Source organism: Microbacterium sp. NPDC057407 (genome assembly GCF_042803895.1).
Taxonomy (GTDB): Bacteria; Actinomycetota; Actinomycetes; order Actinomycetales; family Microbacteriaceae; genus Microbacterium.
Genome location: NZ_JBHVCA010000001.1, coordinates 691,949 through 704,968 on the forward strand (window position 1 = coordinate 691,949; position 13,020 = coordinate 704,968).

The window sequence follows — 13,020 nt, forward strand, 5'->3', positions numbered from 1 at the left end:
GTCGGCGGACTAGACGAGGTCGCGCCAGTCGATCTCTTCCTCGTCCTCGTCGACGACGGGCGTGCTCGCGGTGACCACCGACAGGGTCACCGTCTCGGTCGGCGGGCCCATCAGTGTCGCCTCGTCGCGGCGGTGGCGGAGGACGTCGTCGATGTAGCTGGTGAGAACCTCGGCGAGAGGCACCGAGCGCCCGCGCGCCTGCGACATGTACCACCGGTGCTCGAGCACCTGGTGGAAGACCTCGGCCGGCTCGAGCTTGGCGCGCAGGTCGAAGGGGATGGCCTTCACCACGGGCTCGAACACCCGCGTCAGCCACTCGTGGGCGACCATCTCCTCATCGCTGCCGAGGCGCGAGACACGGGCGCGGAACTCGTCGAGGTCGTTGAGCAGACGGCGGGCCTGATTCTCTTCGACGTCCAGACCCGTGAGCCGGATGAGGCGTCGTTGGTGGTGGCCGGCGTCGACGACCTTCGGCTGGATCGACACGCGGGTGCCGTCGGCCGTCGTCTTGATCGACATCTCGCCGATGTCGAAGCCGAGGTCGTTGAGCCGCTGCACGCGCTCGGTGATGCGGTACGCCTCGTCGGCGCCGAACGTCTCCTTGTCGGTGAGCGCGGCCCACAGCGAGTGGTACGACGACACGATCCCGTCCGCGATGGCGATCGCGTCGACTCCGCCCTCGAGCCGCCCGCCCGCTTCGAGATCCATGATCTCGCCTGCGATGTTCGTCCGTGCGACGTCGAGGTCGTGCGCGCGCTGGCCGGGCGTCAGTCCCGTCTCGTGCAGCTCGCCCGTTTCGGCGTCGACGAGATATGCGGCGAATGCTCCCGCGTCGCGCCGGAACAGGGTGTTCGAGAGCGACACGTCGCCCCAGAAGAAGCCGACGTTGTGCAGCCGCACGAGAAGAGCGGCCAGCGCGTCCACCAGGCGCGTGGCCGTGTCGGGCCGGAGCACCTGCGTGAAGAGCGCGCGGTACGGCAGCGAGAACTTCAGGTGCGCCGTCACCAGGGCGGCGGGAAGGGGGTGGCCCTCGGCATCCGTCCTCCCGGCGATCACCGCCACGCGCTGCACGCAGGGCACGTCCAGGCGGTCGAGGTTTCCGAGCATGTCGTATTCGCGTCGCGCCATCTGCTCGGTCGTCTCTTTGATGGCGACCACGCGCCCCGAGAGGTTCGCGAAGCGCACGAGGTGACGCGAGATGCCCTTGGGCAGATAGACGATGTTGCTCGAGGGCCAGTCCGCGAGCGTCGTCGACCACGGCAGCGTGAGCAGGCCGGGGTCGACCCTGCTCGCGGTGATGCTCAATGCGTCGGGCACGACGGCACTCCCTCGGTCTTCGTGGTGCGGCGGGCTGGAGATGCGCGAACGGCGCGGGGGGAAGGCATCCCCCCGCGCCGTCGCGTCGAATGTTCGCTTACGCCGAGGCGATCGCCTTGTCGGTCAGGCGCTCGCCCGACTCGACGTCGAAGACGTGCACGTGACCGGGCACCGGCGCGAGGGTGACCGTGTCGCCCGCGTTCGGGTGACGGCGGCCGTCGACGCGCGCCACGATGTCGGTGCGCTTGCCGTTCACGTCGGTGTGGCCGTACAGGTAGCCGTCGGCTCCGAGCTCCTCGACGAGGTCCACCACGACCGACAGGCCCTGGCCGTCCTCGGGGGCGACCACGATGTCTTCGGGACGCACGCCGATGGTGACCTCGGTGCCGTGGGCGCGGCTGAGGGTGTCGGCCTCGATCCCGACGACCTTGCTGCCGAACTGGATGCCGCCCTCGGCGAGGTGCGCCGGGAACAGGTTCATCGCGGGGGAGCCGATGAAGCCGGCCACGAACACGTTGTTCGGCTTCTCGTACAGGTCGCGCGGCGTGCCGACCTGCTGCAGCAGGCCGTCCTTGAGGACCGCGATGCGGTCGCCCATGGTGAGGGCCTCGGTCTGGTCGTGCGTGACGTAGACGGTGGTGACGCCCAGGCGGCGCTGGAGCGACGCGATCTGGGTGCGGGTCTGGACGCGGAGCTTGGCGTCGAGGTTCGACAGCGGCTCGTCCATGAGGAACACCTGCGGCTGGCGGACGATGGCGCGACCCATGGCGACGCGCTGACGCTGACCGCCCGAGAGGGCCTTCGGCTTGCGGGTGAGGTACTGCTCGAGGTCGAGCAGCTTCGCCGCCTCGAGCACCCGCGCGGCGCGCTCCTCCTTGCCGACGCCGGCGATCTTGAGCGCGAAGCCCATGTTCTCGGCGACCGTCATGTGGGGGTACAGCGCGTAGTTCTGGAACACCATCGCGATGTCGCGGTCCTTCGGCGGGACGTCGGTGACGTCGCGGTCACCGATGAGGATGCGGCCCGAGTTGACCTCTTCGAGGCCGGCCAGCATGCGCAGCGAGGTGGACTTTCCGCAGCCCGAGGGGCCGACGAGGACCAGGAACTCGCCATCGGCGATCTCGAGGTCGAGCTTGTCCACGGCGGGGCGCGTGCCCCCGGGGTACAAGCGGGTTGCGTTGTCAAACGTGACGGACGCCATGTTCTCTTCTCCTTCACCGGCAGGTACGTGCCGGACGATCCGTAGTGATGGAATGAGCGGGGGCTGACCCGCGCGCCCGCCATCGGGCGCACGACCAGTATGGCACGGCTCGCATCGAGGGTCCGTCTGGGCATTTCACAGGGTGGCTGACTAGCATCGTCAACGGCCGATTTCCCGTCAGGCCAGTGCCGATTCCCGGCCCCCTTCCGTCCCGAGAGGTTCCATGTCGAGCGACGAGTCACCGAACGCCGCTGCCGCCAGCGAGCGGCGTGACGCCGTGCGCGAGAAGGCCCAGCAGGTTCAGGCCCGGCAGTCGCGCGCCCGTGTCATCCGCGGCGCGGTCATCGCCACCACCGTGCTCGCCGTGGTCGTCGTCGTCGCCGTCGTCGTCACGTGGGCGGTGTCGTCCGCAGCGTCCAAGCCGATGCTGAGCCCCGACGGAGCCCACGACGGCGGATTCGTCATCACCGGGGTCACGGGCGTCGGCCTCGCCACCGACGACCCCGACGGCTCAGCCGCGGCCGACGAGCAGACCCCCACCTCCGAGCCCACCCCCGACGCCACGCCCACCGCGACCCCCACCGCCCAGCCCGTCGTGGACATCCGGGTGTACGTCGACTACCTGTCCACGGGTTCGCGCGACTTCCAGCTGGCCAACGTCCAGCAGCTGTCGGAGTGGGTGAGCGAGGACGCCGCCACCCTCAGCTACTACCCGGTCGCGATGCTGACGTCGAAGTCGAACGGCACGAAGTACTCGCTCCGGGCCGCCAGCGCAGCAGCCTGCGTGGCAGCGCACTCGCCCGAGTACTTCTTCGCCTTCAACAACGCCCTCCTCTCGCAGCAGCCGGAGGTCGACTCCGACGGCTACACCGACAGCGAACTCGCCGACATGGCGATCGCCTCCGGCGCCGAGGGCGCCAAGGTGATCCGCAGCTGCATCGAAGAGCAGGCGTTCGCCTCGTGGGCGAAGAACGCGACCGAGCGCGCTCTCGACGGGCTCCCCGACACCGACGACGTCGCGCTGACAGGCACCCCGATGGTCCTCGTCAACGGCCAGCCGTACGTCGGCGCGCTCGACGACCCGAAGGAGTTCGCGCAGTTCGTCCTCACCGTGGCGAGCGACGCGTACTACGAAGAGACCCCGAGCCCCAGCCCGACACCCTCCGACTGACGGCAGGGCGGGCGCCGGCGCGCCAGTAGACTGGTGCCTCTGCCGACGTGGCGCAATTGGTAGCGCACCCGACTTGTAATCGGGCGGTTACGGGTTCAAGTCCCGTCGTCGGCTCGATGACCTCATCATCAGCGCCCGAGCGACGCGTGCCCGCGTGGCTGGCGCTGGGCGCCGCCGCGCTCATCGGAGTCCTGACGGCGCTGCAGGCCCGCATCAACGGCCAGCTCGGCATTCGGCTCGACGACGGGTTCGTCGCCGCCGTCGTGTCGTTCGGATCGGGTCTGCTCATCCTCGTCGTCCTGTCGGCCGCACTCCCCGCCGGCCGATCGGGATTCCGGCGCCTGATCTCGGGAGTGCGGGGCGGAGGCATCCCGTGGTGGATGCTCGCCGGAGGCGCGGCCGGTGCGCTCACCGTCGCGACGCAGGGCCTCGCGGTCGGCATCATCGGGGTCTCGCTCTTCACGGTGGGAGTGGTCGCGGGGCAGACCCTCAACGGCCTGATCCTCGACCGCGTCGGCTACGGGCCCGCGGGTGTCGTGGCCGTCACGATCCCGCGCCTGCTGGGCGGGGCCCTCGCGCTCGCCGCGGTCGCGCTGGCGCTGCTCGGCGACGGGCTCACCGGCGTGCCCTGGTGGATGCTCGTGCTGCCGCTCCTCGCCGGCGCCGGCATCGCGTGGCAGCAGGCCACCAACGGCCGGCTGAGGCAGCGGGTGGGCACGCCCCTCACGGCCACGCTGGTGAACTTCATCGGCGGCACGGCGATCCTGTCCGTTGCCGCGGTCGTGCACGTCGCCGTCGCCGGACCCCCGCGGTCCTTCCCCGCGGAGCCCTGGATCTACACGGGCGGCGCCATCGGCGTCGCCTACATCTTCCTGGCGGCCGCCATCGTGCAGTACACCGGCGTGCTGCTGCTGGCGCTGGGCTCCGTCGTGGGCCAGCTGCTCATGTCGATCGCGCTCGACGCGTTCTGGCCGGCTCCGGCGAGCCCGGGTCCGCTGCAGGAGCTCGCGATGGTCGCCGTCGCGCTGCTGTCGGTGCTGGTCGCGGCGGTGCCGTGGCGTCGACGCGGACGCTGACGCCGTCGCCGCCGGCAAGGCAGCCGACCGCGGAGCCGGATGCCTCCGGTCAGCCTCTCTTCTTGGGCTTCGGCATGCGCGACACGTGCTTGCGGGCCTCCACGCCCTTGCGGCGTCCGAGCCGGGTGCGCGGCGGCTTCCCGCCCACGTAGAGCCACCCGAGCAGCTCCTCGTTCTTCGCGAGTCCGTGCGCCTTGGCCACGGCCTTGGAACGCGTGTAGTGGCCGGTACGCCAGAGCACGCCCCAGCCGGCTTCGTCGAGCAGCAGGCTCAGCACGTGGGCCACGCCCGAGGCGACCGCCTCCTGCTCCCAGCGCGGCACCTTGTCGCTCTTCCGGTAGCTCGCGACGACCGCGATGAGCAGAGGGGCCCGCATCGGCTTGGACGAGACGCCGTCCTCGCCGTTCGCCTTGCTGATAGCACGGCCGAGCACCTCGCGGTCGGCTCCGCGGAGCTCGATCAGACGCCACGGCCGCAGCGACGCGTGGTCGGCGACCCGTCCCGCCGCCGAGACGAGGGTCAGCAGTTCCGCGTGCGTGGGCGCGTCGTCGGTGACCTTCGACCACGAGCGCCGCGCGCGGACGGCTTCCAACGCGCCCGACACGCCGGGAGACGGCGCGATGTCGGTCATGCCGTCTCTTCGGGCGCGAAGTTCAGCGACAGCGAGTTCATGCAGTAACGGTCGCCGGTCGGGGTGCCGAACCCGTCGGGGAACACGTGCCCGAGGTGCGAGCCGCACGTCGCGCAGCGCACCTCCGTGCGCACCATGCCGTGACTGCGGTCCTCGATGAGCTCGACCGCTTCGGGACGGACCGATTCGTAGAAGCTCGGCCACCCGCAGTGCGAGTCGAACTTCGTCCCGCTCTGGAACAGTTCGGCGCCGCATGCGGCACACGTGTAGAGGCCCGCCCGGCTCTCGTCGAGCAGCTCGCCCGTCCAGGCCCGCTCGGTGCCGGCCTGACGCAGGACGGCGTACTGCTCGGGGCTCAGCTCGGCCCGCCACTGTTCGTCGGTCTTCTCAACGGCATAGCTCATGACTCCATTCAACCGCAGGACCGATGGCCGCGCTCCGTGCCGGCCGCCCGTGCGAACGCCGGCACGCCCCCGACAATGGAGGAGTGGAATCGGATGCCCCTGCCGCCGTCGCCGAGCGGTATGCGCGCTTCGCCCGCGACGAGGCGCCCGGCCGCAGCGAGCTGTACGAGGAGTGGGCGGCGGGCGTCGCCCGCGATGCCGAGGTCCAGGCCGTGCTCGCGCGGATCCCGGCCACCCGCCGGCAGCCGCCGCTCGTCTTCGCGGTGACCCGCATGCTCGGGGCCCCCGAGGCGGCTTTCCCGCTCTGGGCGGGGTGGCTCTTCGAGCACGCCGACGAGGTCGTGGCCGAGGCATCCCGTCGCTCGCTCCAGACCAATGAGCCGCAGCGCTGCGCAGCCCTGCTCCCCGCGCTGTCGACGGTGCCCGGTCCGATCGCGCTGCTCGAGGTGGGTGCGAGTGCGGGGCTGTGCCTCTACCCCGACCGGTACTCCTACCGCTACAGCGACGGTCGCCGCCTCGACCCGCCCGGCGGGGCCGCGGCGGTGGTGCTCGAGTGCCGTGTGACGGGCTCTCCGCCGCTCGCCCTTCCGGACGTGGTGTGGCGGGCCGGGATCGACCTGGCCCCGCTCGACGCGGGCGACGCCGGCGACCGCCGCTTCTTGACGTCGCTGGTGTGGCCGGGCGAGACGGGCCGGGCGGATCGTGTCGAGGCGGCCCTCGACATCGCCGCCGCGGACCCGCCCCTGATGCTGGCCGGCGACGCGTCCGACCCCGACGTGCTCCGCGACGCCGCGGCGCGCGCACCGGACGGCGTCCGCCTGGTCGTCACCACCCCCGGGGTGCTGCCGCACGTCCCGCGCGCCGGGAGGGAACGGCTGATCGAGGCGCTCTCGGGCCTCGACGCCGTGTGGATCACGATCGACCCGCCCGGACTGCACGGGGCGTGGCATCCGCCCGTCGATCCCGCGACCTGGGGCGGGTTCGTGCTGGGCCGGGACGGCGTGCCGCTCGCGGCGGTCGATCCGCTCGGGGCGTTCGTGGAGTGGCGCGCGGGCGATCGGGCGCACCGGGGTTAGCGTGATCACGTGCCCCTCTCCGACCGCGACCAGGCGATCCTCGCGTTCGAGGCCGAGTGGCGCCGTCACGCGGGGGCGAAGGAAGAGGCGATCCGGTCCGAGCTGGGAATGGCGCCCGCGCGGTACTACCAGCTCCTCGGCCGACTGATCGACACCGCCGAGGCGCAGGCGTACGACCCGATGCTGGTGAAGCGGCTGCGGCGGCTCCGCGACGCGCGCGTGCGAGCTCGGGGCCTTAGCGCCTCCGGTGGCGCCCGCTGAGGTCGTACGGGCGCTCCCGATAACATCGTCTGGTGTCGAAAACGACCTTCCCTCGCGATCGCTTCGACGATCTGCCCGACGCGCATCGCGTCGGCGCCCACCGGGCCGAGAACCCTCGGCTGAAGGCATGGGTGGTGCTGCTGTGGGCGGCGCTGGCCACGATCGTGCTCATCGTGGCGGGGATCTTCGGCACACTGCTGGTGTCGGGACGCATCGAGCTGTTCCCGACCCCCACTCCGACCGTCGCCCCGACTCCGGAGGTCAGCCCCGTGGTCGACACCAGCTATCAGGTGGTGATCCTGAACGCGACGCCCGAGCAGGGCCTGGCGACCCAGATGAAGGACGCGGTGGTCGCGGCGGGCTGGGCCGACGGCGCCGTCCTCCCCAGCGATGCGAGCTCGGACGACTTCCCCGAGACCACCGTGTACTACCTCACCCCCGAAGATGAGGCGGCGGCCGCGGGGCTCGCCGAGGTGATCGGCGGAGCCCGCATCGAGCAGAGCGAGGTCTACCAGCCCGCGGAGGCGGGGACGAAGCAGCTCACGGTCGTCATCGGGCTCGATCGGACGGCTGCCGGGCAGACCCCGACGCCGACCCCCTGAGGGCCGTGCGGGGTCCTCTCGCGGCTCGACCGGACACGCACGAACGGCCCCGTGTTTCCGCCCGGTAAACAGTTGTGTCCCGGCGTGTCAACAAGTGCCGCATCGGGCCTCAGGCTCCCCGAGCGCGTGCATACGATGATCCCAGCCGTACCAGCATCAGGAGATTCGCATGACTCAGGGCACCGTCAAGTGGTTCAACGCCGAGAAGGGCTTCGGCTTCATCACGGCGGAAGGACAGGACGTCTTCGTCCATTACTCGAACATCGACATGTCGGGCTTCCGCGTCCTCGAAGAGGGGCAGACGGTGGAGTTCACCGTCGGCACGGGACAGAAGGGGCCCCAGGCAGAGTCGGTGCGCGTCATCTGATCTTCGCCTGTTCCACGCAGAAACGGGATGCCGCGGCATCCCGTTTCTGCGTGTTTCGGCGCTTCGTCGGGTGGCTTGCACTCCCCAGGGGTGAGTGCCAGAATGGATTAGCACTCCGGTTTGTTGAGTGCTAATCCATAAGCCCCGTCCTGGGAGGACGAAACACACATGGCAAAGATCATCGCTTTCGATGAGGAGGCCCGTCGCGGCCTCGAGCGCGGCCTGAACACCCTGGCCGACGCCGTCAAGGTGACCCTGGGCCCCCGCGGTCGCAACGTCGTTCTCGAGAAGAAGTGGGGCGCACCCACGATCACGAACGACGGTGTCTCGATCGCGAAGGAGATCGAGCTCGACGACCCGTACGAGAAGATCGGCGCGGAGCTCGTCAAGGAGGTCGCGAAGAAGACCGACGACGTCGCCGGTGACGGCACGACGACGGCCACCGTGCTCGCCCAGGCGCTCGTGCGCGAAGGCCTGCGCAACGTGGCGGCCGGCGCCGACCCCATCTCGCTGAAGCGCGGCATCGAGAAGGCCGTCTCGGCCATCACCGCCGAGCTGCTCGAGGGCGCCAAGGAAGTCGAGTCGAAGGACCAGATCGCCGCGACCGCGTCGATCTCGGCCGCAGACCCCGAGATCGGCCAGCTCATCGCCGAGGCCATCGACAAGGTCGGCAAGGAGGGCGTGGTCACGGTCGAGGAGTCGCAGACCTTCGGCACCGAGCTCGAGCTCACCGAGGGCATGCGTTTCGACAAGGGCTACATCAACCCCTACTTCGTCACCGACCCCGAGCGTCAGGAAGCGGTCTTCGAAGACCCGTACATCCTCATCGCCAACCAGAAGATCTCGAACATCAAGGACCTTCTGCCCATCGTCGACAAGGTGATCCAGGACGGCAAGGAGCTCGTCATCATCGCCGAAGACGTCGAGGGCGAGGCGCTGGCGACGCTGGTGCTGAACAAGATCCGCGGCATCTTCAAGTCGGTGGCCGTGAAGGCTCCCGGCTTCGGTGACCGTCGCAAGGCGCAGCTGCAGGACATCGCGATCCTCACCGGTGGCCAGGTCGTCACCGAAGAGGTCGGTCTCAAGCTCGAGAACGCCACGCTCGACCTGCTCGGCCGGGCTCGCAAGGTCATCGTCACGAAGGACGAGACCACGATCGTCGAGGGTGCCGGCGACGGCGCGCAGATCGAGGGTCGCGTCACGCAGATCCGTCGCGAGATCGAGAACACCGACAGCGACTACGACCGCGAGAAGCTCCAGGAGCGCCTCGCCAAGCTCGCCGGCGGCGTCGCCGTCATCAAGGCGGGTGCGGCGACCGAGGTCGAGCTCAAGGAGCGCAAGCACCGCATCGAAGACGCCGTCCGCAACGCCAAGGCGGCTGTCGAAGAGGGCATCGTCCCCGGCGGTGGTGTCGCACTGATCCAGTCCGGCAAGAAGGCGCTCGACGCCCTCGACCTGTCGGGCGACGAGGCCACCGGCGCGAACATCGTGCGTGTCGCGATCGAGGCTCCGCTGAAGCAGATCGCCCTCAACGCCGGTCTCGAGCCGGGCGTCGTGGCCAACAAGGTGTCGGAGCTCCCCGCGGGCCACGGCCTGAACGCGGCCACGGGCGAGTACGGCGACCTGTTCACGCAGGGCATCATCGACCCCGCCAAGGTGACCCGTTCGGCGCTGCAGAACGCTGCGTCGATCGCCGGCCTGTTCCTCACGACCGAGGCCGTCGTCGCCGACAAGCCCGAGAAGGTCGCGGCTCCCGCCGGCGACCCGACGGGTGGCATGGACTTCTGACGCGAGACGGATCAACGCCGCGCAGCGGCGTTGATGCGGCTCGGGTCAGGGTCGAGTAGGCGCCTTCGGCGCCGTACCGAGACCTCCCGCTCGCCGCGTCGAGTTCACCACGAAGGGCCCCTCCTCCCGGAGGGGCCCTTCGTCGTTCCCTCACCCGTCAGCGGAACAGGCTCGTCGTCGCGGTCTCCGCTTCGGCGTACTGCCGGCCGGCCGTGGCGAGGGCGACGCTGATGCCGGTGAGCGCCTCTTCCACCTGACGTTGGGTGGCGCGCCAGTTCTCGGCGGCGCTGTGGAACGCGGTCGACGCGGACCCTGTCCAGCTGCTCTGCAGCTGCGTCAGCTGCGACATCATTGCGTTGGACTCGGCCTGCAGGCGTTCGATGGTGGTTCGCACGCCCGCGGTGGCGGAGAGGACGGCGTCGCTGTCGACGGAGAAGACGGCCATGGGGGATCCTTCCTGGGGCGGGTCGGATGCCGCACCCCGAGTCCGCACCACGGTAGGCGCCCTGCGACGGCAGGTCGCCGCCCGGGCGGGGAACCGGGGGAGAGCGGTCTGGGTCGCGGGGCTGGGGAGAAGCGGCTACTCGTCGCCGAGGCGGAGGCGCGCGATCGGCTGCGTCTCGATCTGCAGGTGCTCCGCGGCATCCCGTTCCTCGGCGAGGGGGAAGGCGACCCGGAAGGTCGCACCGCCGCCGAGGGTGTCGGTCACGGTCACCGACCCGTGGAGCGCCTCGACGATCGACGCGACGATCGACAGCCCGAGTCCGGACCCACCCGTCTCGCGGGTGCGTGAGGTGTCGGCGCGCCAGAAGCGCTGGAAGATCTTGTCCTTGATCTGGTCGGGCACGCCCTCGCCGTGGTCGACGACCTCGATCCATCCCATGAGCGAGGCCGGGTCGACCCCGATGCGCAGCTCGATGGGGGAGTCGTCGGCGGTGAAGCGCCGGGCGTTGCCGATGAGGTTGGTCACGACCTGGCGGATGCGGTTCTCGTCGCCGAGCACGACTGCGGCGGGCGCACCGACGGGCGGCGGCGCGGGCGCCTCCGCAACCGGGGCGATCGCGGGGAGGTCGCCGACGCCGGCCGCGCTCGTCGCGGGCACGGGCTTCGGGCGGCGGCGCAGGAGCGAGAGGGTGGCGCCGGCGCGCGTGAGCGCGGTGGTCGGCGGCCGGCGCTTCTCGGCGTCGTCGGCGACGGGTTCGGGCAGCGTGGGGGCGGGCAGCGCGTCGACGGTCGTGTCGACGACGGTCACCGGTCGCATCGGGGCCGAGGCTCGCAGGTCGAGCGCGGCATCCCGAGCCACCTGGCGCAGGTCCACGGGGGCGATGACGACGTCGCGGCGTTCGTCGAGGCGGGCGAGCGCCAGGAGGTCCTCGACGAGCCCGCCCATGCGGATCGCCTCCTTCTCGATGCGATCCATCGACTGGGCGATGTCGTCGTCGCCCCGGATGGCTCCCATGCGGTAGAGCTCGGCATAGCCGCGCACCGTGACCAGCGGCGTCCGCAGCTCGTGACTCGCGTCGCCCACGAATCGGCGCATCTGCCGGACGGTCGCGTCACGTTGGGCGATCGCCGCGTCGACCCGGTCGAGCATCGCGTTGATCGCCGTCTTGAGGCGCCCGACCTCGGTGGTGGTGGGCTCGATGTCGGTCATGCGCTGGCGGAAGTCGCCGCCGGCGATCGCTTCGGCGGTGGACTCCACCTGTCCGAGGCTGCGGAAGGTCAAAGTCACGAGGAAGCGGGTCATGACGGCGCCGCCGACGAGGATCAGCAGCGCCAGGATGCTGTAGGTGCCGACGTACGTCGCGACGACCTGGTTGATGGGGGCCACGGGGAGGGCGACGAGCTGGGTGAAGAGGCTGCTCACTCCGTCGACCTGGTACGTGTCGACGCTCGCGTGCCAGGTGCCGCCCCCCTGCTCGCTCGGGAGCGAGAAGGGGGTCAGGCCTTTGGCGGTCGTCTCCTGGAGGGGGATCGTCTCGGGCAGCACCGGCTGATTGCCGTCGTCCCCGCCGGCGCTCACGAGGAACTCGCCGTCGGGCCCGTAGAGCGCGACGACGTAGTCGGTGGGCGCGCCGTCCGACTTCACGGTGAGCCGGATCCTGTCGTCCTCGCGCTCGATGTCGATCAGGCCGCTCGCGACGTCCGTGGGAGCGAGCGCCTCGAGCTGGGCGTCGAGGTTGATGATCAGGGTGTTGCGCAGGAACGCGAGCGTGCCGATGCCGGCGGCGAAAAGCCCGACCGCCAGGAGCGCGACAGTGACCCCGGTGACCTTCGCGCGCAGGCTCCTGCCGCGCCACCACCGGGTGATCGCGTCCGTCTTCTGCGCCAGAGCGGCTCCTTCGGGGTCGATGCCCGCCGGTCAGGCGGTCTTGCCCGCCTTCAGCATGTAGCCGAAGCCGCGCTTGGTCTGGATGAGCGGCTCGGTCGAGTGCGGGTCGATCTTGCGGCGCAGGTACGAGATGTAGCTCTCGACGATGCCGGCGTCGCCGTTGAAGTCGTACTCCCACACGTGGTCGAGGATCTGGGCCTTCGACAGGACGCGGTTGGGGTTGAGCATGAGGTAGCGCAGCAGCTTGAACTCGGTCGGGCTCAGGTCGATCGACACGTCGCCCACCTGCACATCGTGCGTGTCCTGGTCCATCGTGAGCTCGCCCGCCCGGATCACGGACTCCTCGTCGGCCTGCATCGTGCGTCGCAGGATCGCCTGGATGCGCGCGACGATCTCGTCGAGGCTGAACGGCTTGGTGACGTAGTCGTCGCCGCCGGCGTTGAGGCCGGTGATCTTGTCCTCGGTCTCGTCCTTGGCGGTGAGGAAGAGGATGGGCGCGGTGTAGCCCGCTCCCCGCAGGCGCTTGGTGACGCTGAAGCCGTTCATGTCGGGCAGCATCACGTCGAGGATGATCAGGTCGGGCTCCTCCTCGAGGACGGCCGAGATCGTCTGTGCTCCGTTGGAGACGGCCCGGACCTGGAATCCTGCGAAGCGGAGGCTCGTGATGAGCAGGTCGCGGATGTTCGGCTCGTCGTCCACGACGAGGATGCGCGGTGCGGTCATGCCCTCATTATGTCGAGGGATGCGATGCGGTGCCTGGATATCACCCGGAGAGGCGGACATGGCCGTCGGGG

At 70.3% G+C, this 13,020-nt stretch carries 14 protein-coding genes and 1 tRNA gene; 8 read left to right on the forward strand and 7 right to left on the reverse strand.

Going from position 1 to position 13,020, the window contains the following annotated elements; translation table 11 throughout:
- Positions 1-9 precede the first annotated feature (9 nt).
- On the reverse strand, positions 10-1,317 hold the full coding sequence (locus ACFUTX_RS03340) for a DUF4032 domain-containing protein (RefSeq protein WP_378860764.1): 1,308 nt from the start codon (positions 1,315-1,317) through the stop codon (positions 10-12).
- A 97-nt stretch (positions 1,318-1,414) separates the two neighbouring features.
- The gene (locus tag ACFUTX_RS03345) at positions 1,415-2,518 is read right to left on the reverse strand and encodes an ABC transporter ATP-binding protein (protein WP_378860765.1); all 1,104 of its coding nucleotides are present in this window, start codon (positions 2,516-2,518) and stop codon (positions 1,415-1,417) included.
- Positions 2,519-2,741: 223 nt separating this feature from the next.
- Between ACFUTX_RS03345 and ACFUTX_RS03350 the strand changes: the two genes are divergently transcribed.
- The 3 genes from ACFUTX_RS03350 to ACFUTX_RS03360 all read left to right on the forward strand — a co-directional run bounded on the left by ACFUTX_RS03350 (position 2,742) and on the right by ACFUTX_RS03360 (position 4,765).
- On the forward strand, positions 2,742-3,689 hold the full coding sequence (locus ACFUTX_RS03350; protein ID WP_378860766.1) for a DsbA family protein: 948 nt from the start codon (positions 2,742-2,744) through the stop codon (positions 3,687-3,689).
- 41 nt (positions 3,690-3,730) lie between these two features.
- Positions 3,731-3,803: transfer RNA gene (locus ACFUTX_RS03355), tRNA-Thr, on the forward strand.
- 2 nt (positions 3,804-3,805) lie between these two features.
- Positions 3,806-4,765 (forward strand): DMT family transporter, encoded by a 960-nt coding sequence (locus ACFUTX_RS03360; protein WP_378860767.1) that lies wholly within the window; start codon positions 3,806-3,808, stop codon positions 4,763-4,765.
- A 49-nt stretch (positions 4,766-4,814) separates the two neighbouring features.
- Here the strand turns inward: ACFUTX_RS03360 and ACFUTX_RS03365 are convergent, their stop codons facing one another.
- Both ACFUTX_RS03365 and msrB read right to left on the reverse strand, forming a co-directional pair.
- Positions 4,815-5,396 (reverse strand): nitroreductase family protein, encoded by a 582-nt coding sequence (locus ACFUTX_RS03365; RefSeq protein WP_378860768.1) that lies wholly within the window; start codon positions 5,394-5,396, stop codon positions 4,815-4,817.
- Positions 5,393-5,800: a peptide-methionine (R)-S-oxide reductase MsrB gene (gene msrB / locus ACFUTX_RS03370; RefSeq protein ID WP_378860769.1), complete on the reverse strand. Its 408-nt coding sequence runs from the start codon at positions 5,798-5,800 to the stop codon at positions 5,393-5,395. The genes ACFUTX_RS03365 and msrB overlap by 4 nt, the downstream gene beginning before the upstream one ends.
- An 83-nt stretch (positions 5,801-5,883) precedes the next feature.
- Between msrB and ACFUTX_RS03375 the strand changes: the two genes are divergently transcribed.
- The 5 genes from ACFUTX_RS03375 to groL all read left to right on the forward strand — a co-directional run bounded on the left by ACFUTX_RS03375 (position 5,884) and on the right by groL (position 9,894).
- Complete coding sequence (locus tag ACFUTX_RS03375; protein WP_378860770.1) at positions 5,884-6,876, forward strand: DUF2332 domain-containing protein; 993 nt, start codon at positions 5,884-5,886, stop codon at positions 6,874-6,876.
- Between the two features lie 9 nt (positions 6,877-6,885).
- Positions 6,886-7,137: a DUF3263 domain-containing protein gene (locus tag ACFUTX_RS03380; RefSeq protein WP_378860771.1), complete on the forward strand. Its 252-nt coding sequence runs from the start codon at positions 6,886-6,888 to the stop codon at positions 7,135-7,137.
- A gap of 32 nt (positions 7,138-7,169) precedes the next feature.
- A complete protein-coding gene (locus ACFUTX_RS03385; protein ID WP_378860772.1) occupies positions 7,170-7,739 on the forward strand; it encodes a LytR C-terminal domain-containing protein in 570 nt (189 codons plus the stop codon).
- A 169-nt stretch (positions 7,740-7,908) separates the two neighbouring features.
- On the forward strand, positions 7,909-8,106 hold the full coding sequence (locus ACFUTX_RS03390; protein ID WP_378860773.1) for a cold-shock protein: 198 nt from the start codon (positions 7,909-7,911) through the stop codon (positions 8,104-8,106).
- A gap of 168 nt (positions 8,107-8,274) precedes the next feature.
- Positions 8,275-9,894 carry a chaperonin GroEL gene (groL, locus tag ACFUTX_RS03395; RefSeq protein ID WP_378860774.1) on the forward strand — a complete coding sequence of 540 codons (1,620 nt, stop codon included), beginning with the start codon at positions 8,275-8,277 and terminating at the stop codon, positions 9,892-9,894.
- A 157-nt stretch (positions 9,895-10,051) separates the two neighbouring features.
- Here groL and ACFUTX_RS03400 read toward each other — a convergent pair whose 3' ends face one another.
- From ACFUTX_RS03400 to ACFUTX_RS03410, 3 genes are all read right to left on the reverse strand, one after another.
- A complete protein-coding gene (locus ACFUTX_RS03400; RefSeq protein WP_378860775.1) occupies positions 10,052-10,339 on the reverse strand; it encodes a WXG100 family type VII secretion target in 288 nt (95 codons plus the stop codon).
- Positions 10,340-10,474: 135 nt separating this feature from the next.
- On the reverse strand, positions 10,475-11,983 hold the full coding sequence (locus ACFUTX_RS03405; protein WP_378860776.1) for a sensor histidine kinase: 1,509 nt from the start codon (positions 11,981-11,983) through the stop codon (positions 10,475-10,477).
- A gap of 273 nt (positions 11,984-12,256) precedes the next feature.
- A complete protein-coding gene (locus tag ACFUTX_RS03410; RefSeq protein WP_018172550.1) occupies positions 12,257-12,949 on the reverse strand; it encodes a response regulator transcription factor in 693 nt (230 codons plus the stop codon).
- Positions 12,950-13,020: the final 71 nt, after the last annotated feature.

What these genes read in the sequence shown, in the direction of transcription:
- ACFUTX_RS03345 (WP_378860765.1), bottom strand. Translation starts at nt 2,518, where the DNA reads ATGGCGTCCGTCACGTTTGACAACGCAACCCGCTTGTACCCCGGGGGC.
- ACFUTX_RS03365 (WP_378860768.1), bottom strand. Translation starts at nt 5,396, where the DNA reads ATGACCGACATCGCGCCGTCTCCCGGCGTGTCGGGCGCGTTGGAAGCC.
- groL (WP_378860774.1), top strand. Translation starts at nt 8,275, where the DNA reads ATGGCAAAGATCATCGCTTTCGATGAGGAGGCCCGTCGCGGCCTCGAG.
- ACFUTX_RS03390 (WP_378860773.1), top strand. Translation starts at nt 7,909, where the DNA reads ATGACTCAGGGCACCGTCAAGTGGTTCAACGCCGAGAAGGGCTTCGGC.
- ACFUTX_RS03410 (WP_018172550.1), bottom strand. Translation starts at nt 12,949, where the DNA reads ATGACCGCACCGCGCATCCTCGTCGTGGACGACGAGCCGAACATCCGC.
- msrB (WP_378860769.1), bottom strand. Translation starts at nt 5,800, where the DNA reads ATGAGCTATGCCGTTGAGAAGACCGACGAACAGTGGCGGGCCGAGCTG.
- ACFUTX_RS03360 (WP_378860767.1), top strand. Translation starts at nt 3,806, where the DNA reads ATGACCTCATCATCAGCGCCCGAGCGACGCGTGCCCGCGTGGCTGGCG.
- ACFUTX_RS03350 (WP_378860766.1), top strand. Translation starts at nt 2,742, where the DNA reads ATGTCGAGCGACGAGTCACCGAACGCCGCTGCCGCCAGCGAGCGGCGT.
- ACFUTX_RS03400 (WP_378860775.1), bottom strand. Translation starts at nt 10,339, where the DNA reads ATGGCCGTCTTCTCCGTCGACAGCGACGCCGTCCTCTCCGCCACCGCG.